The sequence below is a fragment of the Corallococcus caeni genome (genome assembly GCF_036245865.1).
In the GTDB taxonomy this organism is placed as follows: domain Bacteria; phylum Myxococcota; class Myxococcia; order Myxococcales; family Myxococcaceae; genus Corallococcus; species Corallococcus caeni.
Genome location: NZ_BTTW01000002.1, coordinates 542,145 through 564,971, shown reverse-complemented (window position 1 = coordinate 564,971; position 22,827 = coordinate 542,145). Strand labels below are relative to the sequence as shown.

General features: G+C 71.1%; 19 protein-coding genes. 5 read left to right on the top strand and 14 right to left on the bottom strand.

Annotated elements, in window-relative coordinates:
* Window positions 1–17: 17 nt before the first annotated feature.
* Both nadE and AABA78_RS10395 read right to left on the bottom strand, forming a co-directional pair.
* Window positions 18–1,910, bottom strand: a complete 1,893-nt coding sequence (gene nadE / locus AABA78_RS10400) for an NAD(+) synthase (RefSeq protein WP_338262814.1) — start codon at window positions 1,908–1,910, stop codon at window positions 18–20.
* A 128-nt stretch (window positions 1,911–2,038) separates the two neighbouring features.
* Window positions 2,039–2,695, bottom strand: a complete 657-nt coding sequence (locus AABA78_RS10395) for an LON peptidase substrate-binding domain-containing protein (RefSeq protein WP_338262813.1) — start codon at window positions 2,693–2,695, stop codon at window positions 2,039–2,041.
* 116 nt (window positions 2,696–2,811) lie between these two features.
* Here AABA78_RS10395 and AABA78_RS10390 point away from each other — a divergent pair, with 116 nt between their 5' ends.
* Window positions 2,812–3,402, top strand: coding sequence for a YqaA family protein (locus tag AABA78_RS10390; RefSeq protein ID WP_338262812.1), 591 nt, complete (start codon window positions 2,812–2,814; stop codon window positions 3,400–3,402).
* A gap of 7 nt (window positions 3,403–3,409) precedes the next feature.
* Here the strand turns inward: AABA78_RS10390 and AABA78_RS10385 are convergent, their stop codons facing one another.
* Entirely contained in the window at window positions 3,410–5,887 is a 2,478-nt protein-coding gene (locus tag AABA78_RS10385) for an ATP-binding protein (RefSeq protein ID WP_338262811.1), read from the bottom strand.
* Between the two features lie 211 nt (window positions 5,888–6,098).
* On the opposite strand from AABA78_RS10385, the gene AABA78_RS10380 reads away from it, so the two are divergent.
* Window positions 6,099–6,320, top strand: coding sequence for a hypothetical protein (locus AABA78_RS10380; protein ID WP_171417372.1), 222 nt, complete (start codon window positions 6,099–6,101; stop codon window positions 6,318–6,320).
* A 105-nt stretch (window positions 6,321–6,425) separates the two neighbouring features.
* Here the strand turns inward: AABA78_RS10380 and AABA78_RS10375 are convergent, their stop codons facing one another.
* Both AABA78_RS10375 and AABA78_RS10370 read right to left on the bottom strand, forming a co-directional pair.
* On the bottom strand, window positions 6,426–6,617 hold the full coding sequence (locus tag AABA78_RS10375; RefSeq protein WP_120529980.1) for a hypothetical protein: 192 nt from the start codon (window positions 6,615–6,617) through the stop codon (window positions 6,426–6,428).
* 92 nt (window positions 6,618–6,709) lie between these two features.
* Window positions 6,710–6,916: a cold-shock protein gene (locus AABA78_RS10370; RefSeq protein WP_120529979.1), complete on the bottom strand. Its 207-nt coding sequence runs from the start codon at window positions 6,914–6,916 to the stop codon at window positions 6,710–6,712.
* A 413-nt stretch (window positions 6,917–7,329) separates the two neighbouring features.
* Between AABA78_RS10370 and AABA78_RS10365 the strand changes: the two genes are divergently transcribed.
* Entirely contained in the window at window positions 7,330–8,406 is a 1,077-nt protein-coding gene (locus AABA78_RS10365) for a fatty acid desaturase family protein (protein ID WP_338262810.1), read from the top strand.
* 71 nt (window positions 8,407–8,477) lie between these two features.
* On the opposite strand, the gene AABA78_RS10360 is transcribed toward AABA78_RS10365, so the two are convergent.
* The 4 genes from AABA78_RS10360 to AABA78_RS10345 form a co-directional block, all read right to left on the bottom strand.
* Window positions 8,478–9,137, bottom strand: coding sequence for an HAD family hydrolase (locus AABA78_RS10360; RefSeq protein ID WP_338262809.1), 660 nt, complete (start codon window positions 9,135–9,137; stop codon window positions 8,478–8,480).
* Between the two features lie 110 nt (window positions 9,138–9,247).
* Window positions 9,248–9,826 (bottom strand): ExbD/TolR family protein, encoded by a 579-nt coding sequence (locus AABA78_RS10355; RefSeq protein ID WP_120529976.1) that lies wholly within the window; start codon window positions 9,824–9,826, stop codon window positions 9,248–9,250.
* An 18-nt stretch (window positions 9,827–9,844) separates the two neighbouring features.
* Entirely contained in the window at window positions 9,845–10,333 is a 489-nt protein-coding gene (locus tag AABA78_RS10350; protein ID WP_120629553.1) for an ExbD/TolR family protein, read from the bottom strand.
* A gap of 155 nt (window positions 10,334–10,488) precedes the next feature.
* On the bottom strand, window positions 10,489–11,232 hold the full coding sequence (locus tag AABA78_RS10345; RefSeq protein ID WP_171417378.1) for a MotA/TolQ/ExbB proton channel family protein: 744 nt from the start codon (window positions 11,230–11,232) through the stop codon (window positions 10,489–10,491).
* Window positions 11,233–11,546: 314 nt separating this feature from the next.
* Here AABA78_RS10345 and AABA78_RS10340 point away from each other — a divergent pair, with 314 nt between their 5' ends.
* Window positions 11,547–12,413: a cyclic di-GMP-binding domain-containing protein, MshE-related gene (locus AABA78_RS10340; protein WP_338262808.1), complete on the top strand. Its 867-nt coding sequence runs from the start codon at window positions 11,547–11,549 to the stop codon at window positions 12,411–12,413.
* A gap of 20 nt (window positions 12,414–12,433) precedes the next feature.
* Here the strand turns inward: AABA78_RS10340 and AABA78_RS10335 are convergent, their stop codons facing one another.
* The 5 genes from AABA78_RS10335 to AABA78_RS10315 all read right to left on the bottom strand — a co-directional run bounded on the left by AABA78_RS10335 (window position 12,434) and on the right by AABA78_RS10315 (window position 19,937).
* A complete protein-coding gene (locus AABA78_RS10335) occupies window positions 12,434–14,356 on the bottom strand; it encodes an ATP-binding protein (RefSeq protein ID WP_338262807.1) in 1,923 nt (640 codons plus the stop codon).
* A complete protein-coding gene (locus tag AABA78_RS10330) occupies window positions 14,346–16,304 on the bottom strand; it encodes a PAS domain S-box protein (protein ID WP_338262806.1) in 1,959 nt (652 codons plus the stop codon). The genes AABA78_RS10335 and AABA78_RS10330 overlap by 11 nt, the downstream gene beginning before the upstream one ends.
* A 52-nt stretch (window positions 16,305–16,356) precedes the next feature.
* Window positions 16,357–18,054 carry a right-handed parallel beta-helix repeat-containing protein gene (locus AABA78_RS10325; protein ID WP_338262805.1) on the bottom strand — a complete coding sequence of 566 codons (1,698 nt, stop codon included), beginning with the start codon at window positions 18,052–18,054 and terminating at the stop codon, window positions 16,357–16,359.
* Window positions 18,055–18,428: 374 nt separating this feature from the next.
* Complete coding sequence (gene grxC, locus AABA78_RS10320) at window positions 18,429–18,740, bottom strand: glutaredoxin 3 (protein ID WP_338262804.1); 312 nt, start codon at window positions 18,738–18,740, stop codon at window positions 18,429–18,431.
* Window positions 18,741–18,791: 51 nt separating this feature from the next.
* Window positions 18,792–19,937, bottom strand: a complete 1,146-nt coding sequence (locus AABA78_RS10315) for a heparan-alpha-glucosaminide N-acetyltransferase domain-containing protein (RefSeq protein WP_338262803.1) — start codon at window positions 19,935–19,937, stop codon at window positions 18,792–18,794.
* 280 nt (window positions 19,938–20,217) lie between these two features.
* On the opposite strand from AABA78_RS10315, the gene AABA78_RS10310 reads away from it, so the two are divergent.
* Window positions 20,218–22,824 carry a U32 family peptidase gene (locus AABA78_RS10310; RefSeq protein WP_338262802.1) on the top strand — a complete coding sequence of 869 codons (2,607 nt, stop codon included), beginning with the start codon at window positions 20,218–20,220 and terminating at the stop codon, window positions 22,822–22,824.
* Window positions 22,825–22,827: the final 3 nt, after the last annotated feature.

Here is a 22,827-nt window from a genome sequence, read left to right as displayed (position 1 = left end):
ACGTTGAAAGACATTCGTCACGCGTCGCGCAGCCACGCCGAGCCGGTGACGACAGGCAATTGCAGCGCGCGTTCGCGGTCCAGGTCCAGGTTGCCGATGTGCAGGGACAGCGGCGCCTGCACCCACTTGTAGATGGACTGCTGGAACAGGCGCACGAAGCGGTCCACGTAGCCGCCCAGCCGCTGCGCGTCCACCTCCGGGAACATCGCGGTGAGCGCGGTGCGCATCTCCACCGGGGTGAGCTTCTCGCCCGCGTGCAAGTAGAAGCACGCGTCCAGGATGGGGAAGGGCATCAGCTCCTCCTCGCCCACCTGATCATGCGCCAGCTCCGGCCCGGCGGGCTTGGCCAGCACCTTGCGGATGCCTTCGTAGCCGGTGGTCTCCTGGAGGTAGTCCAAGAGGTACATCACCACCGTCTTGGGCACGTTGGCGATGACCGCGAGCGCGCCCATCAGGTCGCCGCCGATGGTGGTGTAGCCCACGGACTTCTCGCTCATGTTGCCCGTCTGCAGGAACAGGCCGCCGCAGGAGTTGCTCCAGTTCCACATGCGCTGCGCGCGGATGCGGGCCTGGATGTTCTGCTCGGTGATGGGGGTGAGCTTCGCCTCGCCCAGCATCTGCTGGGCGGCGGCCTTCTCCCGCTCGAAGGCCTCCTCGATGGAGACCACCTGGAAGGGCACGCCCAATTCGCGCGCGATGGTCTCCGCCGCGTCGCGCGTCTGCTGGCTGGAGTAGGGGCTGGGCATGTAGAACGCCTGGATGAGCGAGCCCGGGTTGTCCGGCCGCGCGCGCTTCGCGTACCGGTGCGCGATGAGCAGCGTGAGCAGCGAGTCCCGCCCGCCCGACAGCGCGATGCCGAACAGCTTGAAGGCGCGCGTCTTCTCGAAGTAGTCGCCCACGCCCAGGGACAGCGCGTCCAGGATGTCCTCGCACAGCGCCACGCGCGCGGTGCGGCGGGTGTCCGGCGCGGGCAGGAAGAAGCTGCGGTGCGCGGGCACGGGATAGGGCAGCTGCTCGCGCCGCGTCTTCACCGCCCGGGTGCAGTCCAGGGTGGGCACCTTCCTGCCGCCCGCGGACACCCACGACTCCTGGTCCACGCGCCAGGTGGTGTTCTCCGTGCGCAGGCGCAGCGTGCGGTCCAGGTCCACCACGGCGGTGGTGAAGCCCTGCTGGAAGCGCGGCGTCTCCAGCACGTGGCGGCCGTTCTGGTTGATGAAGCCGCCGCCGTCGAAGATGAGGCCGTCGTTGCTGCCCACCGCGTTCGCGTAGGCGATGGTCACCTGGTGGTCGGACGCGCGCGTGGCGATGAGCTCGCGGCGCGTCTCCCAGAAGCCCAGCCGGAAGGGGGACGCGGACAGGTTCACCACCAGCTCGCCGCCGGAGTACGCGCGCCGGCGCATGGGGCCGTCCGCGCTCCAGATGTCCTCGCACACCTCCGGCGCCACCGTGCCGAAGTCGAACTGGAACAGGTAGTCGCCCAGCGGCACGCCCCGGTGCTCCTCCGCCATGCCGGGCTGGCCGTGGCCGAACGTGCGGCCCTCGTAGAAGACGTTGTACGTGGGCAGCTTCTCCTTCGGGACCAGGCCCAGCACCTTGCCGCCCGCCACCACCGCCGCGCAGTTGAGGCGCACGCCCTGGAGGGCCACGCCCACGCCCAGGATGCTCACCAGGGGCAGCGCCGCGGTCTCCCTCGCGAAGCGCTCCAGCTCCGGCCACTGGCGGTCGATGAAGCCCTGCCACTGGACCAGGTCCTCGGCGGGGTAGCCCGCGATGACCTGTTCAGGGAAGACGCCCAGCGTGACGTCCTCCGCCGCCATCTTCCTCGCCAGGTCCAGCACGCGGTCGGTGTTCGCCGGGAAGGCGCCCACGGTGGTGTTGACGCTGGCGATGCCAATCTTCACGAGCCGCATGGTGCGTCGCTCTCCCTCAAGAGGCGTGAGGCCCCGAGCAATGCGCGCATGGGGGGGCCAGGGCAAGCGGAGGATGCGGCCCCCCGCCCCGGCCGTTCAGTTCCGCGGGGCCCTGGAGGCCCGCGCCGCTAGTTCAGCGGTCCGCTGGGGCGCATGGGCTGCAGCTGGCCCAGGAGGTCGCTCACGTCCCCCAGCACCGCCTCCAGGCGGCGCCGGACGTCCAGCTCCTCCAGCAACTCCTGCCGCCGCCCGGGCTCCGGCACCAGCGCGGACGCCACCACGTCCGCCAGCATGCCGCCCCCGGTGCGCGCGGCCACCGGCAGCAGGCTCTCCGCGAACGAGGGGGGCACCCGGCCGGCCAGCTCGAAGACGGCCTGGCGCAGCTGCTCCTCCTCCGGCCCCGTGTAGGGGGCATCCGGCAGCACCTGGGCGCGCACCTGGCGGTAGAGCGTGCCCGGCGCCAGCTCCTCCACCAGCCGCACCCGGCTGACGCCCTGCAGGAGGATGTTGTAGCGCCCGTCCTCCACCTGCTCGTCCCAGACGATGACGCCCGCGCACATCAGGGGCTGCAGCGGCGGGCGGCCCCCGTAGTTGCCCTCCCAGCCGGGCTCCAGCTGGCCCAGCGCCAGCACCCGGTCCGTGGCGAGCGCGTCCTTCACCAGCGCCCGGTAGCGCGGCTCGAAGATGTGCAGGGGAATCACGGTGTGCGGAAACAGGACCGCCGACGGCAGGGGAAACACCTTCAGCGCGCCCATGGCGCGTTCCACGGTTTCTTGTGCGGACATGGTCACCTTCCCCGTGTGTAAGACCCAGGGGCAGGGGGCGCATTCCAATCAGGCAGGCATCCGGGCCCGGCGTCCCGGTGGCAAGGGCCCCCGGTTCCGCTAGGGTGCGCCCCCGCATGTCTCCCACAGAGCCCTCCTCGCCTCCCGCCCCGGCCTCCCCGGCCGCTGACGCCCCGAAGCTGTCCTGGTACCGCCGGCTGTACCTGCGCGTGGAGGCCGCGTCCTCCACCCCGCACGCGCTCGCCACGATGATGGCGGTGTCGGTGGTGGACGGGTCCGTCTTCCCCATCCCGCCCTTCGCGGTGCTGGTGCCCATGGTGCTCGCCCAGCCGAAGAAGTGGGTGCGCTACTGCCTGCTGGGCACCCTGGCGAGCCTGGTGGGCGGCCTCATCGGCTACGCGCTGGGGGCGGGCGTGGGCGAGGGCATCACGCAACTGCTGCACATCGACCTGGACGTGCGCGTGGACCGCTTTGGCGTGTCCGGCACGGTGGGTGAGCTGTTGGGCAGGAACTTCTGGGTGCTGGCGCTCCTGTGCTCCATCCTGCCCACGCCGTTCAAGATCGTCGCCATTGGCAGCGGCCTGGTGTCGGTGCCGCTGGAGCGCTTCCTGCTGGCGTCCGTCATCGGCCGCTCGGTGCGCTTCTTCCTGGTGGGCAGCGTGGTGCGCTTCTTCGGCCCCACTGCCCGCAAGTGGCTGCGCGTCTGAGGCGCGGCTAGCCGCGGCGCGTGCCGCCCACCGCGCCGCGCGCCACCACCTCCAGGGCCGCGGCTTGCCGCGACTCAGGGGGGCCGGCCTCCAGCACCGCCTCCACGGTGGCCAGCAGCACGTCCGGGCGCACCGGCTTCTCCAGCACCGGATTGGCCACGGTCTCCATGAACGCGCGCGCCTCCGGCGACGACGCTCCGCCGGAGATGAACACCACCCGCGACACCAGCGCGGGCGCCTCCTGCTGGAGCCGCCGGTACACCGCGATGCCGTCCATCTCCGGCATCTGCAGGTCGCACAGCACCACGTCGAAGGACTCGCCCCCGGCCACCCTCGCCAGCGCGTCCTCGCCGCGCGTGACGGCGACGACGTCGTGGTCAGGCTCCAGCAACAGGCGCATGGACTGCGCCAGCCGGGGCTCGTCGTCCACGATGAGCACCCGCCCCCTGCGCCCGGAGGCCGCCGCGGCCCGCCTTGAAGCCCCCGCGCCGCGCGGCGACGGGGCCTGGGGGCTGCCCGCGCTCTGCACGGGCGCGGGCGGCAGGAGCAGCGTGAAGGTGGCGCCCTGCCCCGGCACGCTGTGCACGCGCAGCTCGCCGCCGTGCGTGCGGACGATCTGCTGGCAGATGGCCAGCCCCAGGCCGGTGCCCTCGGCGCTGCCCTTGGTGGTGAAGAACGGGTCGAAGATGCGCGGCAGCACATCCGGCGGGATGCCGCCGCCCGTGTCCTCCACCTCCACGCGCGCGTGGCCGGACGCGTCCGTGCTGGTGCGCACGCGCACCTCGTGGCGGCCGGGGTCCCCCTCCGGGATGGCCTGCAGGGCGTTCACCAGCAGGTTGAGCAGCACCTGCCCCAGCCGCGCCTCGCTGCCCAGCACGCGGGGCACGGGCCCGAAGTCCTCCACCAGCCGCGCGCGCGTGCGCAGGGCGTGCAGCACCACGCGCACCGCGGGGGGCACCAGCGCGTTCAGGTCCACCAGCCCGCGCTCCGGCGCGCCCTCGCGGCTGAACACCTGGAGGTCCCTCACGATGAGTCGGATGCGCTCCGCGCCCTCCTGGGCCTCGCGCACGCAGGCGAGCGCGTCGCGCACACCCTCCGGGGCCGCCGTCCCTTGCGCGGCCAGGTCGTGCTGGGCGGCGTCCAGGTTGATCAACAGGTAGGCCAGCGGGTTGTTGATTTCATGGCCCACGCCCGCGGCCAGCGTGCCCACGGCGGCCACGCGCTCGGCGGCCACCAGCCGCGCCTGCAGCTCCTTCGTCGCGGTGACGTCGCGGTGGGTGGCCACGAAGTGCGTCACGGCCTCGCCGTTGGCGCGCACCGGGGACAGCTGCATCTCGCTCCACACGCGCGTGCCGTCCGGCCGCGTCAGCGCCACCTCCGCGCGCAGCGAGCGCTCCTCGCGCAGCGCCTCCAAGAGCCGCTGCCGGTCCCCGCCGTCGCCGGACGCCAGCAGCTCCCCGGGCGCCGTGCCCACCAGCTCCTCGCGCCGCCGGCCCACCAGCGCGCAGAGGGCCTCGTTGGCGAACACGGTGTTGAGCACGCCCGGCTCGCGCACCTCGCAGATGAGCACGCCTTCGTGCACCGCGCGCACGGTGGTGGCCAGGAGCTCCAGCAGCTCCACCGCCTGGCGGCGCTCCGCGCGGGCCGCCGCGAGCAGCAGGCCCGTCAGCGCGGTGATGCCGATGAAGAGCTGCAGCACCACCAGCCCCCGGTGCGGCAGGTCCGCCATGAAGAACGGCCCCAGCTCCCGCGCGGTGCCGGCGATGGCCGCCAGCGCGACGGTGAGCGACGACAGCGCCCCGCCCCGCAGCCCGAAGCCCAGGGCCGCCCACGCCGTCAGCGGAAAGAGCAGGAACGTCAGCGCGTGCGCCGCCCCGGAGCCCGGCCGGGGGAAGGCGAAGACGCCCACGCACACCGCCGCCGTCAGCGACAGCAGCAGCAGCGCCTCCCACGACCGCTCCGCGCGCCGCGGCCTGCGCAGGAACAGCACCGGCGTCACCAGCACCATGCCCAGCAGGTCCGCCATCCACCACAGCCAGCCGGAGGGGCCCCACAGCGCCGCGGGCACCACCTCGGCCTGCACCAGCCCCAGCGTGCCCAGCCCCGCGCCCACGAGCGCCCCCAGCCCCGCGCCCCCGCCCAGCCCCACGACGTCGCGCACGCGGTGCAGCTCCCGCGCGCCCTCCATCCGCCGGAACAGCAGCGCCGCCAGCACCGCCTCCAGCGTGGAGCCCAGCACGACGGACAGCCCCACGCCCGGGGTCACGCCCATGGCGTACGCCACCACGCCCGCGCCCAGCGCCACCGCGGGCCAGCGCGACACGCCCAGGAGCAGCAGCCCGCCCAGGGCCACGCCCGACGGCAACCAGACGGGACAGATGTGGCTCTTCTCCGCGGACAGCGACAGCGCCACCCGCGCCGCCAGCAGGTACACCGCCGTCAGCGCGAGGACCTCCACGAGGCCCCGGACCGGGAACGCCGCCACACGGGCCTGGGAACGACCTTGGATGATGACTCCCCCCGTCCCTTCAGGGCCGTGACGCCAGGGCCGGAGGAACATGCGTCATGCTAGCGGGGACGGCAGGGCGTTGCACCCCGTCCGCGGGGAGGCCCGCCCGGCAGGCAGGCGGTGTCCGGCGGGCGATGCAATGGGCCTCCTCCGGGACCGTAGGAAGGGACAAGGAGGAACGAATCTCATGTCGCGTCCCGGTCTTGCTGCGCTGCTGTCGTTCTTCATCCCCGGCGTGGGGCAGATCTACAACGGTGACATCCTGCGCGGGGTCTTCTGGCTCATCGTCACGCCCGGCTTCTGGCTGGGCACGGGCGGCATCCTCGGCTGGGTGTGCCACGTCATCGCCGCGGCCACCGCGTACAACCGCGCGGAGGACAAGGAGCGGTTGAGATACGGCCTGGGCTAGCCCACGCGGAAGCGCGCGTGCGGACATGAAAAAGGGGCCCACCGGCCCCTCGCCCACCGCCGCCCCGGTGCCCTCATGGGCCGGGGCGGTGTTGCTTCATCAGACTCAGGTGTTGAACGCGTCGGGCAGCGGCTGCGGGCCCGGGATGATACCGGCGATGTCGGGATCCTCTTCGCCCGGCCCGCGCGCCGGACGCTGATCCTTCTCGGTCTTGCGCTCGGCCTTCTTGGCGTCCTTCTCGCGCTGCTTCTGCTGGCGCGCCATTTCCTTCTGCCGCTTCGTGGACCTTCCCTGCATGGAACCTCCTGGGAAACATTGAGCGAAAAAGAGGCCCGGCCCCTTCAAGGCCGGACCTCGTGGATGCGTGAAAAGCAGCAGAGCCGGAAGGCTCAGCCGACCGGGCGGACGTTCTCCGCCTGGAGCCCCTTGGGGCCCTTCTTCACGTCGAACTCCACCTTCTGGCCCTCGGCCAGGGTGCGGAAACCGTCCGCCACGATGGCCGTGTGATGGCAGAACACGTCCGGACCACCGCTGTCCTGCGTGATGAACCCAAAACCCTTCGCATCATTGAACCACTTCACCGTACCACTTGCCATGATCTGCTTCCTTGTCCCACTGGCAACCCTGCGAAATCGCCGGACTGCCCGCCCCCGAATTTTGGGGCGAAGACCGCGCCTTAGCCCTGAACAGGCATGAAGTCGAGCCGGGAACCACTCCCGTCCCTTCTCACGCCGTCGAAGGTAACAACCTCGATCCGGCAGTGAAACGCCTTCGTGGGGCGGTCCATTTCCCGCTGGCTGACGCTCCAGGCGGCCAGGAGTGACACCTCTGGAGGGGCCCGGTGTTCCGGAATAGTTTTCAGCCTTGAACACTTCCACCCGGACGTGGCCTATCGTGGATGCCCCGTCCCGGATTCACCCCTGCAGACCCCAATCGTGAGGCGTCCCTCCCAGTGACAAACCCGACCCGTGTGACCTTTGGCCAGCGCGATGCCTCCTTCGCGGAGGACTTGAAGCGACGCGTCTCCGAATACTTCGAGACCCGGAACCTCTCGCAGCGAGCCAACAAGGCCATGTACGTGAAGGCCCTGTCCATCCTGGGCTTCACCGCGGGGGTCTACGGGCTGCTGCTCAGCGGCCACTTCAATGCCTGGGGCATGCTGGGCCTGGCGGTGCTGATGGGCGTGGCCATCGCGGGCATCGGCTTCTGCATCGGCCATGACGGCGTGCACGGCTCCTACAGCGACGACGCGAAGGTGAACACGGTGGTGGGCCTCGCGTTCGACCTCATCGGCGCGAACAGCTACATGTGGCGCATCACCCACAACGTCCTGCACCACACGTACACCAACATCCAGGGCATGGACGAGGACCTGACGGTGAGCCCGCAGCTGCGGCTGTCGCCGTACAGCGAGTGGAAGGGGTACCACCGCTTCCAGCACCTGTACGCGTTCGCGGCGTACTCGCTGACCACGGTCTTCTGGGTGTTCGCGAAGGACTACAAGTACTTCTTCCAGAAGGACCTGGGCCCCTACAAGGGGAAGAAGCACGCAGGCGTCGAGTGGGCCCGCCTGCTGGCGATGAAGGCCGTGTACTACGGCTGGACGCTGGTGATTCCGTGGCTGGTGCTGGACGTGACCTGGTGGCAGTTCGTGGTGGGGCAGCTGGCCATGCACATGACGGCGGGCTTCATCCTGGGCATCGTCTTCCAGCTGGCCCACGTGGTGGAGAACGCGGAGTTCCCCGTGCCGGACACGGACGGCAAGGTGGAGGACGCGTGGATGGTGCACCAGCTGCGCACCACCGCGAACTTCGCCCGCAAGAACCGCCTGCTGAGCTGGTACGTGGGCGGCCTCAACTTCCAGGTGGAGCACCACCTGTTCCCCAAGGTGTGCAGCATCCACTACCCGGCGCTGAGTGAAATCGTGAAGGCCACCGCCGAGGAGCACGGCCTGCCCTACATCGAGGCGAAGACCTTCCGCAGCGCCGTGGCGTCGCACTACCGGATGCTCAAGCTGCTGGGCCGTCCGCCCGCCGTGGACGCCGTCCCGGAGCAGCCCAAGCCGGACCTCGCCGTGGCGGCCTGAACCACTCAAGCGACCGCGCTGTAAGCCCCAGGGGCCGTCCTCCACGAGAAGGAGGCGGCCCCTGCTGCTTTTCAGGCGCCCGCGGTCCGCAGCGCGGCCAGGAGCTCGCCCGCCGAGGAGACCACCGCGCGCGCGCCATGCGCGTGCAGCTCCTCCGCCGTGCGGAAGCCCCAGGTGACGCCCACGCCGTACATGCCCGCGGCCTTCGCGGTGTCCATGTCCACGGAGGTGTCCCCCACGAAGCCGCACGCGGCCGGCGCCACGCCCAGCTCCGCCGCCAGGGCCAGCGCCGCGGTGGGGTCCGGCTTGCGCGGGATGCCCGGCCGCTCGCCGTACACGGCCGTGAAGCGCACGCCCGGCAGCAGCCGCGCCGCCAGCCGCTTCACGAAGTCGTCGGACTTGTTGCTGAGCACGCCCAGCCGCACGCCGTCCGCCGCCAGCGCCACGAGCGCGTCCTCCACGCCCGGGTAGGCGCGCGTCCGGTCGAACAGGTGGGCGTCGTAGTGGGCGTGGTACGTGGACAGCACCTGCCCCTGGAGCGCGGGGGGTGCGCCGGCCGTGGCCCGCTCGGCGAGCTTCGCCACGCCCTCTCCCACGAAGCGCAGGTAGGCGGCCTCCGGGTGCGGCGGCAGGCCGTGCTGCTCCAGCGCGTGGTTCATCGCCGTGGCGATGTCCCCCAGCGAGTCCACCAGCGTCCCATCCAGGTCGAAGAGCACGGCGCGCAGGAGCATGATGGGCGCTTCTCTAGCAGAAACGCGAACGCCCCGACCCAGGCAGGGTCAGGGCGTCTTTTGTAAAGCGCGGAACCCGGAACCGGCCGGGATCCGCCGCGAAGCTGTTGTTACGGGGTGACGGCGGCGGTCTTCTCACCGGCCGCGGCGCCACCCGCCTGGATGACGGCGAAGTTGATGTTGCTGTAGCCGGCCGTGGCGCAGCTGAACATCACCCGCTTGATGACCTTGAACTGGACGTCCTTGTTGGCCTGGATGTTGACGTCGCCCTTGAAGGTCTCGCCACCGCCGGCCATGGAGTGCAGGTCCTCGAACTGCTTCTTCATGTCCCGCAGCTTCTCCTCCAGCGCGGGGATGTTGAGGTACTCGTCCTTGGTGAGGTCCTCCACCCGGCCCACGATGGTGCCCGACACGCTGACCTGGTCGTTGGACACCATCACCACCGGGTGCATCTCCACTTCCTTCACGTTGACCGCTTCGGGAAGGACGATGTCCTTGGTCATCATCAGCACCTCGCCCGTCGCGGAGAAGTTCGCGATGAGGAAGAGCACGATGATGACGAACATGTCGACGAGCGGGGTGATGAGCAGGTCCGCGTTGCCGTTCTTCTTGCCGTGACCGCCGTGGCCGAAGACCTTGGAGTGCTCCAGCCGCTTGCCGTACCGCTTACCGGGAACCTTGATGCCCATGGCTTGGGTGCTCTCCTGTTAGCCCATCGCCGCGGAGACCGACACCTGGGGCAACCCGGAGCCGATGCACTCGTCGATGATGCGGACCAGGTCCTCGTAGCGGACCAGATCCTCGGTCTGAAGGGTGATGGCGGCCTGGTCCGGAAGCTGCGCCTTCAACTCCTTGAAGCGCGCCACCAGCTTGGTCAGGTCCGGCCGGCCCTTGTCATCCCGGGTGAGGGGAATGGGGTCGAAGGCGCTCTGGTCGGCGGTGAGGCGCATCTCCGTGGGCGACACCAGGAGGGTGAGCTGGACCGTCTTGGTCTTCTCCTCCTCCTGCTGCTCGTCCGTGGAGGCCCCGCCGGCCTGCGACACCTGGAGACGGCCGATCTGGGTCCAGACCGCCGTCATGATGAGGAAGCTGATGGTCACTGCCATCAGGTCGATGAAGGGCACCATGTTGATGGCGGTGTCGAGCGGCTTCTTGCCACCCTTCCCACCGGTGCCCAGGTCCATTCCGCCGGCCATGGCGACTACCTCCCTGCTCTACCGCGCTCTTCGCGCACGAACGACGTTTCAAGAAGACTCTGGGAAACCGACGCGGCTGTCCGGGTCCACCACTCGGGGCTACCAGACAGCGCGCCGGTACATCCGGTTCCAACCGGCGACGGCCGTGAGGAGGACTACTCCTCGGCGTGCGCGTGGGCGGAGGCCGGGATGTTCAGGTTCTTGAACTTGTCGCGGTTGGCCACGATGAGGTTCAGCACGGAGACGCTGGTCTCGTTGATGTCGTTGATGAGGCCCTGGGTGCGGCCCATCAGCACGGAGAAGGCGATCAGCGCCGGGATGGCCGTGAGCAGACCGAAGCCCGTGCAGTTCATGGCTTCCGAGATGCCGTTCGCCAGAATGGTCGCCTTGTCGGCCGGGTTCACGTTCGCCACCGCCTCGAAGCAGGTGATGAGACCGTTCACCGTGCCCAGGAGGCCCGCGAGCATCGCCGCGTTGCCGAGCATCGCCAGGTAGCCCGTGCGCGCCTCGAGGCGGGGCGTCTCACGCAGGCTGGCCTCGTCGAGCGCCGCCTGGACCTCTTCCTGGCCCTTGGGGACGTTCATCAGGCCGGCCTTGATGACGTTGGTCAGCGGCGTGTTCTTCTGGCCGGCCACGTAGTTGATGGCCTTGTCCAGGTCGCCCGCGTAGATGTGCTTCTTCAGCCCGCGCAGGAAGCCTTCCTTGTTGATGGAGGCCTTGCCGAACAGGACGATGCTGCGCTCGATGATGATGGAGAGCGCGACCACCAGACAGACCGCGATGGGGTACATACCGGCCTGACCGGACTCCCAGCGGCGCCCCAGTTCCTGCAGGAAGGTCTCATTGCCGCCGGCGGCGTTGGCGAGGACGGACAGATTGGCTACGAACCCCAGGTTCATCACGGAATGCCTCCAGATGGGCGGAGCGACACGCGCTTGCGGGCCACTCCGCACTGCGACCGGCCGGGTGGACATCCACCCAGGTCAGAAGCAGGAATTTTGGATCACGGTGGCGCCGAGTCTAGGAACCGCTCCCAGGCGTGTCAAGGCAGGCACCCTCAGCGTTAGTTACTGAAATCTCACAGGAATTTTGCGTTGGCTCGCCGCTTGCCAAGTCGCTCCACAGGGCACACGGCGGGCCCTTTCCAGTGGCTTGCGCAACAGACGTGCCAGCGATTTGGGCACCTTCGGGTGCCGTGTTAGGCGGGGAAACCATGGCCAGGAAGCGCATTGGTGAGCTGCTGGTGGAACGCGGTGCGATCACCCCCGCGCAGTTGGAGGCGGGGCTCGCGGCGCAGCGACAGACGCGGCAGCGGCTGGGCGTGACGCTGATCGGGCAAGGCGCCATCACGGAGGCCACGCTCGCCCAGGCGCTCAGTGAGGCCCTGGAGATGCCGCAGGTGGACCTGGCGGCGATCACACCGGACTGGGCGGCGGTGCACCTGTTGCGCGCGCGCTTCTGCGAACAGCACGACCTGTTCCCCTACGCGCTGGAGAACGCGGGCGGCCGGCGCCAGCTGGTGGTGGCCATGGCGGATCCGCTGAACATCACCGCCATCGAGGAGATCGAGTTCACCAGCGGCCTGAAGGTCAGCGGCCGGGTGACGGCGCTGTCCGCGGTGCGCGGCGCCATCCTGCGCTACTACCACAAGGTCCCCGTGGCCACGGGCCCTCGCGCTGCCCCGGCGCGTCCGCCTGCAAGACCCGCTCCTCCCCCCGCACGCCCGGCCGTGGAGGACGACGAGGAGGTCATCGTCGGCGAGGAGCTGCCGGCGGCGGAGAAGACGCAGCGCACGTCGCTGGCGGACCTCATCCGCGAGCGAGAGGAGCAGGCGAAACGCAAGCGCGGCGGCGCGGGTGCTGGCGCGGGGGACAAGGGCAAGGCGCGGGCGCCGTCGTCCGGGGGCGGCGTGCTGGACGACCTGGACTACCTCTTCGGGCAGGCGGCGCGCGAGGAGCCGGACCGGCTGGAGGAGCTGGAGCGCCGCTTCTGGGCCCTCATGCGCATCATGGCGCGCAAGGGCCTGCTCACGAACGAGGAGTTCCGGCGGGAGCTGGACGACGAGGGCGGCGAGGGCTGAGGCCGCGCCCGCCGTCGTCGTCAGTCCGCCGCCAGGGGCAGCCGCACCGTGAAGGTGGTGCCCTGCCCCAGCGCGCTCTCCACGGTGAGGCGCCCGCCGTGGTTCTCCACGATGCCCTGGCAGATGGACAGGCCCAGGCCCGTGCCGCGGCCTTCGGGCTTGGTGGTGAAGAAGGGCTCGAAGATGCGCGACAGGTTGCGCGGCTCGATGCCGGTGCCGGTGTCGCGCACGCGCACCACCGCCTCCGTGCCCTCCTGCAGGGTGGTCAGCTGCACCTGTCCCCCGGGCTGCATGGCGTGGCAGGCGTTGGTGATGAGGTTGACGAACACCTGCACCAGGTTGGCGCGCACGGCGGCCAGGGGCGGCACGTCGCTGGCGTAGTCGCGCTGCACGCTGACGCGGGCCTGGGACACGACGTGCTCGCAGAAGCCCACCGCCATGTCCACGACGGCGTTGAGCGACACGCGCTCCGGCCGGTCCTGCGCGGGCCGCGCGTAGCTGACCAGGTCGCGGGTGAAGCGCAGGATGCGGTGGCTGCTCTCCAATATCTTCTTCAGCTTCTCCTGGTCCGCGGGGTTCGCGCCCGGCGTCATCCGCGAGCGCTGGAGCAGCGCGTCCGCGTAGGTGGCCACCGCCGTCATGGGGTTGTTGATTTCATGCACCACGCTGGCCGCCAGCTGCCCGATGGAGGCCAGCTTCTCCGCGTGGATGATGCGCTTCTCCAGCTCCTTCACCACGGTGACGTCCTGGCCAATGGCGATGACGCCCTCCACCTCCCCGGGCTGGGTGAGCATGGAGGAGGTGGCGAAGGACACGCGCACCTCGCCGCCGTCGCGGGTGAGCAGGCGCGTCTCGAAGTTGTTCACGGACTCGCCGCGCATGGCCGCGGCCAGCACGGGCACCAGCCGCAGCTGTTCGCTGGCCGCCACCAGCGAGGACAAATCCCGCCCCAGCACCTGCTCCTTGGACAGGCCGGTGAGCGCGCTCAGGGCCTGGTTGAAGACCACGACCTGCTTGTCCCGGTTGACCACCAGGATGAGCGCGTTGGCCTTCTCCAGCAGCTCCTCCAGGTACTTGCGCACGAACGTCAGCTCGTCGATGAGCTTCGCGTTCTTCACCGCCACGGCGACCTGGCTGGCCAGCTGGAGCAGCACGCGCTCGTCGTGCGCGGGGTCCGCGTCCAGCCCCTCCGGGTACTCCATGTTGATGGCGCCGAAGAGCTGGCCGCTCGCGACCAGGGGCGCGCTCACCGCGCGGGTGCTGCCGTGGAAGAGCAGCGGCACCTCTTCGGAGATGGTCACCCGTCCCTGCGGCAGCGCCGTGGGCGTGAGGTTCGTCTTCTCCACGGAGCGCTGGAAGAGGACCAGCGGTTCGTGCGCGCCTTCCTTGAGCCGGCCTTCGGCGTAGAGCGACGTGAGGCCGCCGGAGCGCGCGTCCACGATGCGGATGCAGAAGGCGCGGCCGGGGAACAGCTCCTTCACGCCGCGCGCCACCGCGGCCACCAGCTCCTCCTCGCCGCCGGCCTCCGCCACGCTGCGGCCCAGGTCCAGGAGCACGCCCTCCGTGCGCGCCTGCTCCAAGAGGGCCCGCTCCGCGACCACCAGCCGGCCGCTGATGACCTCCGTGTCCACGCGGGCGCGCACCGCCACGGTGTCCGCGCGGCGCGACAGGGAGAGCACCAGCGAGGTGCCGCTCTGGAGCACGAGGTCGACCTCGTGGGACTGCCCGTCCTCCGGCGCGATGGCGCCCGCCAGGGCCTCCGCCAGCACGTCCACGCTGATGTCGTGCCCGGCGCAGAAGCGGCGCAGCGCGGGGTTCACGGCCGCGATGCGCAGGGCCACGTCGCAGACGGCGGCGGGCTCGTCCAGCGCGTCGAAGAAGGCCTGGAAGGCGTCGGGGGCCAGGGTTCCGGACGGACGCACGGCGCGGACCTCACTCTTCATGGGAGCTGGCCTTGTCCAGGTCGAGGATCTGCTGCGCCCCCACGTACGACTTCGTCTCGTAGCGGGTGATCTTCCCGATCTTCCGGACGATCTCCGCCATGCGCTCCGCCTCGCGGTAGATGATGTCCACCGGCCTGAAGGCGAAGTCCTCCTCCTTGAGCTTGCGCTTGAGCAGCTCCGCGTAGCCCATCACGGAGGTGAGGGGCTGGTTGAGTTCGTGGGCGGCGGTGCCGGCGAGCGCGACGATGACGGCGTTCTTCTCGCTCTCCTCCAGCCGCGTCTCCACGTCGGACAGCTTGCGCTCCAGCTGCACCCGGTCCCGGAGGTCCGTGAAGATGCCCACGGTGAAGGACTCGCGGCCGCCCTCGTAGACGATGGAGGCCGTCATGTTCACGGGCACGCGCTCACCGGAGCGGTGCATCAGCTCCTGGCGCGTGAGCGACAGCCGGCCCTTGCCGCCCATCTCCGGCCCGCGCAGCTGGGCCATGATGCGCTGGGCGACGCCGGGCGGGTAGAGCTGGTGCGCGGTGAGCTTCTCCTGGGCCTCCTGCGCGGTGTAGCCGCACATGGCCTCCGCGCCCTTGTTGAAGAGGATGATGCGCCCCTTCAGGTCGGCGGCGATGATGGCGTCCACCGACGAGTCGATGAGCCGCTCCAGGAAGTCCTTCGTGTTGCGCAGCTCGTCCTCCAGCTTGCGCGCGTGCGTCACGTCGCGGAAGGACAGGATGGTGGCCGCGTCCTCGTCGCGCAGCGGCGCCGCGGACATGGACAGCGTGAGGCACCTTCCCGCGGGCGTGCGCACCACCACGTCCACGCCCATGCGCGCCTCGCCGCGCGACGCGGACGTCACCAGCTCCATCAGCACGCCGTCGTCCACCGGCTGCGTGATTTGATTCAGGTGCTTGCCCCGGGCCTCGCTGGCGGTCGTGTCCAGCATGGACGCGCCGGAGGGGTTGAGCGACAGCACGGCGGCCTCGTCGTCGAGGATGGCCACGCCCTCGCTCACGTGGGCGAAGAAGAGCTGGTAGGGCTTGAACGAGGCGGCCTTCTCCTCCGCGGCCAGCCGCGCCGTCTGCACGGACTGGAGCACCGACGCGCTCCGCAGCGCCACCGCCGTCGCGTGGGCCACGGTGGTGAGGAAGTCGATTTCCCGTGTGCTGAACGCGCGCCTGCGCCCGGCCGCGCGCAACAGCAGCACGCCGCGCACCTGGCCCCGGATGGGCAGCGGCAGCGCGGCGATGGCGTGGATGCCTCGCGCGGCCACGGCCCGGCGCTCCAGGTCGCCCAGCAGCGGGTGCGTGGCGGCCTCCTGCATCACGACGGGCTTGCCGGTGCGGACGACCTCGCGGATTTCGGGATAGCGCGCCAGGTCGATGCGCAGGTCCTTCATGCCCGGGTCGTCGCTGGCGGCGACGATGACGCCCTCGTCCGCGCCGCCGCCCACCATCACCAGCGTGGCGCGCGCGATGTCCAGCTGCTCCGCCAGGCGCCGCGTCACGCCGTGCAGGAGCGCTTCCACGTCGGAGCTCTCCGCGTAGTCGGCGGTGAGCTCCAGCAGCAGCGCCAGGTCCGTCTGGCTGCGGGCCTGCTCCTCGCGCTCGCGGTGGCGCTCCGCGGCGCGCTGCAGGCGCCAGGTGAGCTCGTGCGGCAGCCCCTGGTGGGTGACGATGTCCGCGGGGCGCAGCGTGTCCACGGCGGCGAAGCCGCGCGGCTCCGGGGACACCACCGCGATGAGCGTGAGGTGGGGCCCGTTGAGGGACGTGAGCAGTTCCACCACGGCGGGGCCGCAGCCGGGCGCGGTGAGGTCCACCAGCGCCAGCGAGGCGTCGTCCGGGTCGTTCACCACGCGCAGGCCCGCGCGTTCGGCGCAGGCGTTCAGGGGTTCGCGGGCCACCGACCCCGGGGGGACCAGGACGATGCCGAAGGCGGGTTCCGACGGGGCCGACACGGGGCGCAGGACTCCGGAGCGAGGGGGGCCGGAGTCTACACAACCCCGGGGGTCAGGGGCAGCCTGACTCGAAGGCGCCCTGGTCCGGCGCCGCCCCGCAGAAGGGCAACCCCAGGGACAGGCCCGCCTCGCGAGCGGGGGACTGCGCCGCCAGCTGGTAGTCGTCCGCGCCCGTGTCCACGAAGGCGGGGGCGCGCTCCTGGGAGCGCTTGTCCAGGCCTGCCTTCGAGCGCCAGTCCGCCAGGCCCACGGTGGCGCCCTCCAGGTTGAAGGCCACCGCGCCGCCGCCGCGGTAGTACAGGTTGCCGTCCACCACCGCGCCGCTCCGGCCCGGACCCGCGCGCGCGGCGGTGCCGCAGCCGGCGAAGATGTTGTTGCGCACGTCCAGGCCCTGGCTGGAGCCGTTGGAGCCCGCGCCGAAGATGAGGCACGCGCCGCTCAGGTTCCACACGGTGTTGTGCTGCACCTTCACGTCCACGGACGCGTCCACGCGGATGCCGGTGCCCTCCTCGCCGTCCGCTTCGCCCAGGCCGTCGTGGATGAGGTTGCGGCGGAGGATGACGCGCGTGGGGGGCGCGCCCTCGCGGTTGCCGCCAATCTGGATGGCGCGCGCGTTGGCGTAGAAGACGTTGTCCTCCAGCGTGACGTCGGACGGGGACATGTGGACGAGGATGCCCTCGCCCGCGGCGGTGGACACGGCGCGGTGGTTGTAGATGGTGTTGCCGCGCAGCGTGACGCGGGTGCACGTCTTGATGTCCGCGCCGTTCTCCCGGTTGTCGTGGAGCCGGTTGTCCTCCACGAGCAGGTTGTCGAACGGCGTGCCCGGGTTGGTGGCGCCACCCTCCGGCCCCAGGCACTGCACGCCGTCGCCGGAGTTGTGGTGGATGTCATTGCCGCGCACCACCACGTTGAACGCGGAGGTCTGCACCGCGACGCCGTGGCTGTCCACCTCGCCCTGGTCGAAGTGGGAGATGTCGTTGTTCTCGATGAGGACGTCGTGCGCCTTGTCCGTCACGTAGGCGCCCGCGCCCTCCCTGCCGTTCTTCAGGATGCTGTCCTTGAGCACGCCGTGGTGCGCGCCCGCGCCGCGCCACATCACCGCGAACGTGCGCTCGCCGCCCACGTCCACCGTGAGCCCCTGGAGGTTCCAGTACGCGCCGCTCACGTCCACGAGCGCCGTCTCGCCAATGGAGCCGCCCTTGAGGATGGCGGTGGCGCCCGGCGCGGCCCGGAGCGTCAGCGGTTTCGCCGCCGTGCCCTGCCGCTCCGTCAGCTGCACGTGTTCGCGCCACGTGCCGGACAGGAGGAACACCGCCTCACCGGGTTTCACCAATGACAGCGCTCGCGCGACCGTGCGCAGGGGCAGGCTCTCCGTGCCCGCCGCGGAGTCGTTGCCGCTGGGGGACACCCAGAGCACGCGCGTGTACTGCGATTCGGCGGGGGGCGGAGGCTCGGGCTCCTGCGGCTCCGTGGGCGGTGGGTCTACCGGATCCGCAGGCGGATCCGTGGGCGGATCCGTAGGCGGATCCGTGGGCGTGCCGCCGTCCTCCGTGGCGACCCCGCCGTCCACACCGGTGCCCGCGTCGGCCGGCGGCTGGGGCCGCGCCGGCGGGGTGACGATGGGTGGACTGGACGTGCCCGGAGGCGTGGCTGTCGCGGGCGCGGGTTCGACCTTGCCGGTACAGCCGACGGTGCCAGCGAGCATCCCGGTGGCGCAGACGAGGGTCGTCAGGGTCAGGCGGAAGCGCATGGGGGCTCCTCGTGGGGTTCACGGCGCGGGGGTGCGCTCGCGGGGTCGGCCGGCAACGGGAACACGCGTGCCGCGCATTCCCCGTCAGCCCGGGCCATCTCCGACGCCTGGTTGCCGGGCGTCCGGGCAGGAATGTGAATCCGCGCGGTTGGGCCTGGCGACAGGGGCCCGCGAGTGTGCCGGCGGGTGGGCACCGCGCGCAGGACGGGCTTCAAGGCTCCCACCCGGGAGTCCCCGTCCCAGCGGCGCGACAAGCTCCGCCGCCGGGCCTGTCACGGCCACTGCCCGGGGGGACGACGCCGCTGCCCTGGAGACACGCGGGCCGCGTCCTCCGGAAGGAGGGCACGGCCCGGGCACGACAACGGATGACGGCGTCAGGGCGCGGTGGAGTCCCGGGCCTCGCGGCCGAGGAGCGCATCCAGCTCCCCGCGCTCTTCCAGCGCGTACAGGTCATCGCAGCCACCGACGTGGCGGCCCGCGATGAAGATCTGCGGCACGGTGTGGCGGCCGCAGCGCTCCATCATCTCCTCGCGCCGCTTCTCGTCCGCGGCGACATCCACCTTCTGGAACTCACAGCCCTTCTCGTTGAGCAGGTCCATGGCCTGCCGCGAATAGGGGCAGGTCCGCTTCATGTAGACGACGACCTCGAGCATCACGACCTCCTGCGTCGAAGGGTGGGGACGCATTCGACGGTCCGCCACCCGGCGTGAGCTCGCTCGCTCCCCTGCTCGTCACCCTCAGCGAGCGCCGGACACGGGCACGCCCGCGGGCAGGCGCGTGGCGGCCTCCCGGGCACGGTCGCGCAGGTCCCACGCGTACAGGGCGCACCACTGGAGCCCCGCAGTGAAGACGAAAAGCAGCGGCCACAGCGGCGTGTAGTGCAGCCGCAGGAGGTACAGGCCCACGTAGTACACGTAGAACTGGAGCACGAACGCGAGCAGCGAGTGCCGACCGATGACGCTCGCCGCCTTCAGGTAGCGCGACAGGTAGCCGGCCTGCTCGGCGCGCATCAGCAAGCCCATCAGCGCGAGCACCGTGCCGCCATAGAGCGCGACGTAGGCGGGCCCCGGCGGGTACTTCTGCGCCTGCGACGTGAGCGCCATCAGCGTGTCGAAGCCCGCGCCGTGCCACAGGTGGCGCACCGCGATGTGGAGCACCACCAGCCCGGCGCCGCCCACGGCGATGCCCAGGCCCACGAACTCGAAGCGCCGGCCCACGCCCTTCACGTCCGCGCGGCCCCAGGTCCCCAGCCACTCGCCGAACATGCTGCCCACCAGGTACACGCCCAGCCACGGCACCACCGGGAAGGTGGAGAGCATCACGGACAGCTCGCGCTGGCCGAAGAAGGCCTCCTTGAGCGTGCGGGCCACGGCCGACTCCGGCCACCACCCCAGGCTCACCGTCCAGCTCAGCGCGAACAGCGCCAGGCCCAGCGCCGCGCGGGCCCGGCCGTTCAGCCGCGTCACCACCCAGGGCCCCACGAGCAGCGCCAGCCCGATGGTGTCCGTCACCGGCAGGATGCGCAGCAGGTACAGCGGCTCGTTCGCCCAGAAGCGGCAGGTGGGCACGATGAGCAGGTGGCCCGCGGTGAGCAGGAACAGGCCGCGGCGCTGGAGCCGCTTGCGCAGCGGGCCGAAGTCGCGGCTGCGCGAGTGCAAGAGCCCCAGCATCAGGCCGCTGATGACCATGAAGCCGGGCGTGGCCATCATCGTCAGCAGGTTCATCCGCTCGCGCAGGTGCGCGGCCTCACCGCCCAGCGGATAGAGATACGCATCCGCGAAGTGCGACAGGAACACGAGCAGCATCACCGTGCCCCGCATGGCATCCACCGCTTCCAGCCGCCCAGAGGCGGAGCGCGCCCCCGACACCTGCTCGCGCTGCATTGGGAATCCTTTCGGAAGAGGGCGCGCGGTTCTTGATGGCATCCCCCACCCGCCATTCGCGGGTGCCTGCCCTGCGCGCCTGCTGACAGGAATATCACCGCCCCCCTCAAAGACAAACATTCGGCGGATACACCTTCGCCACTGGAGTCCTTGTCACGCCAAGCACCCATCTGACGCGGTGGGTTGTGCTGGAATCAGCAGGGCCGGCGGGACGCCCGTCTGGAGAGTGGACGGGCATCAAGCCGGGAGCAGCCGGGGTGGGCGTGGTAGTTAGGGAGGCATGTCTCCCCGACGCCCCGAAATCCTCGCCCCCGCTGGTGACCTGGAGTCGTTGCGTGCCGCCCTCGCCAGTGGCGCGGACGCCGTGTACTTCGGGCTCGATGAAGGCTTCAACGCGCGCGCCCGCGCGGAGAACTTCTCGCTCGAACGGCTGCCGGAGACGGTGGGGCTCATCCACCGGGCGGGCGCCCGGGCCTATGTGACGCTGAACACGCTGGTGTTCGAGCCGGAGCTGCCGGTGGTGGAGCACCTGCTGCGCGGCGTGGCGAAGGCGGGCGTGGACGCGCTCATCGTGCAGGACCCGGCGGTGGCGCTGCTGGCGCGGGCGGTGTGCCCCCAGCTGGAGCTGCACGCGTCCACGCAGATGACGCTGTCCAGCGCGGAGGGCGCGCGGTTCGCCACGGGCCTGGGCTTCACGCGCATGGTGGTGCCGCGCGAGCTGTCGGTGGCGGAGATCCGCCGGCTGGCGTCGCAGACGGACATCGAGCTGGAGGTCTTCATCCACGGCGCGCTCTGCATGTCGTGGAGCGGCCAGTGCCTCACGAGCGAGGCCTGGGGCGGCCGGTCCGCCAACCGCGGCCAGTGCGCGCAGTCCTGCCGGCTGCCGTACGACCTGGTGGTGGACGGCGAGACGCGCGACCTGGGCGAGGTGAAGTACCTGCTCAGCCCCAAGGACCTGGCGGGCGTGCGCGCGGTGCCGGAGCTGGCGGACATCGGCGTGCACAGCCTGAAGATCGAAGGCCGGCTCAAGGGGCCGCAGTACGTCTCCAGCACGGTGCAGGGCTACCGCCGCTGGCTGGACGGCGTGATGGCGGGGAAGCCCGACGGCGCGCGGCTGGCGAAGGACCTGGCGGAGATGTCGCTGTCGTACAGCCGGGGCTTCTCGCACGGGTTCCTGGCGGGTTCCGACCACCAGACGCTGGTGGAGGGGCGCTTCCCGAAGCACCGCGGGCTGTACCTGGGCCGCGTGCGCGCGGTGGCGGGCAAGGACGTGCTCGTGGTGCCGGACGACCGGCCGTGGACGGGCGCGCTGGGCATGGACGAGCGGCCCGAGGCCCCGGCGGGCAACGTGTCCGCGCCGCTCACGGGTGAGCCCGACCCCGCGGACGTGGATCCGCGTCCGGGCATGGGCGTGGTGTTCGACGCGGGCGCGCCGGAGGACAAGCACGAGCCGGGCGGCCCCATCTTCCGCGTGGAGCGCGAGGGCGACGCGTGGGTGCTGGGCTTCGGGCATCCCGGGCCGGACCTGGGCCGCGTGGCGCCCGGGCAGCGCGTGTGGCTGAACAGCGACCCGGCGCTGGCGCGGCGCACGGGGGAGCTGCTGGCGGAGGGTGAGCCGGAGGGCCGCATCCCGCTGTCGCTGTGGGTGTCCGGCGTGGCGGGTGAGCCGCTGCGCGTGCGGATGAGCACCGGGCGGTTCACGCGCGAGGCCGTGGGCACGACGCTGCTCGCGCCGTCGCGGGGCGCGGGTGTGGACGCGGCGCTGCTCAAGGACAAGCTGGCCGCGCTGGGCGGCACGTCGTTCCACCTGGCGGCGCTGGACGCGTCCGGGCTGGCGCCGGGGCTGCACCTGCCGGTGTCGGAGCTCAAGGCGCTGCGCCGGCAGCTGGTGGCGGAGCTGACGGCGGACGTGGAGCGCGGCCCCGAGCGGACCGTGAGCATTGAGCCGGTGGAGGCCGACGTGCGTCAGGGCCTGCTGGCGAAGGTGGCTCCTCGGCCGGCGGAGGACGCGCCCCGGTTGCTGCCGCTGTGCCGGAACGACGCGCAGCTGGAGGCGGTCATCGCCGCGGGGCTGCGCGAGGTGGAGCTGGACTGGATGGAGCTGGTGGGGCTCCAGAAGGCGGTGGAGCGGGCGCGCGCGGCGGGGTTGCGCGTCACCATCGCCACGGTGCGCGTGCAGAAGCCGGGCGAGGAGGGCTACGACACGCGCCTGGACCGACTGCGGCCGGACGCGGTGCTGGTGCGCCACTGGGGCGCGATGATGCACTTCCTGGAGCAGCCGGCGGGGGCGTCGCGGCCGGTGCTGCACGGGGACTTCTCGCTCAACGTCACGAACTCGCTGACGGCGGCGCACCTGTTGAGCCTGGGGCTGGACACGCTGACGGTGTCGCACGACCTGGATTCGGAGCAGCTCTTCGCGCTGCTGGAGCAGGCGCCGGCGCACCGGTTCGCGGTGGCGCTGCACCACCACATCGCGACGTTCCACACGGAGCACTGCGTGTATTCACACACGCTGTCCAACGGGCGCGACTACAAGGCCTGCGGGCGGCCGTGTGAGAAGCACGCCATCGCGCTGAAGGACCGGCTGGGATTGGAGCACCCGGTCATCGTGGACGTGGGGTGCCGCAACACGGTGTTCAACGCGCAGGCGCAGAGCGCGGCGTCACTGGTACCCCGGCTGCTGGAGCGCGGCGTGCGCAGGTTCCGCGTGGAGTTCGTGCGCGAGACGCGGGAAGAGGCCACGCGCGTGCTGGCCGCGTACCAGGAACTGCTCACGGGCCGGCTGTCGCCCGCGGAGGCGGTGAAGCGCGCGGCGGTGCACGAACAGTTCGGCGTCACGCGCGGCACGATGCAGGTGCTCAAGCACCCGGCAGCGAACGCGCGCTGAAGA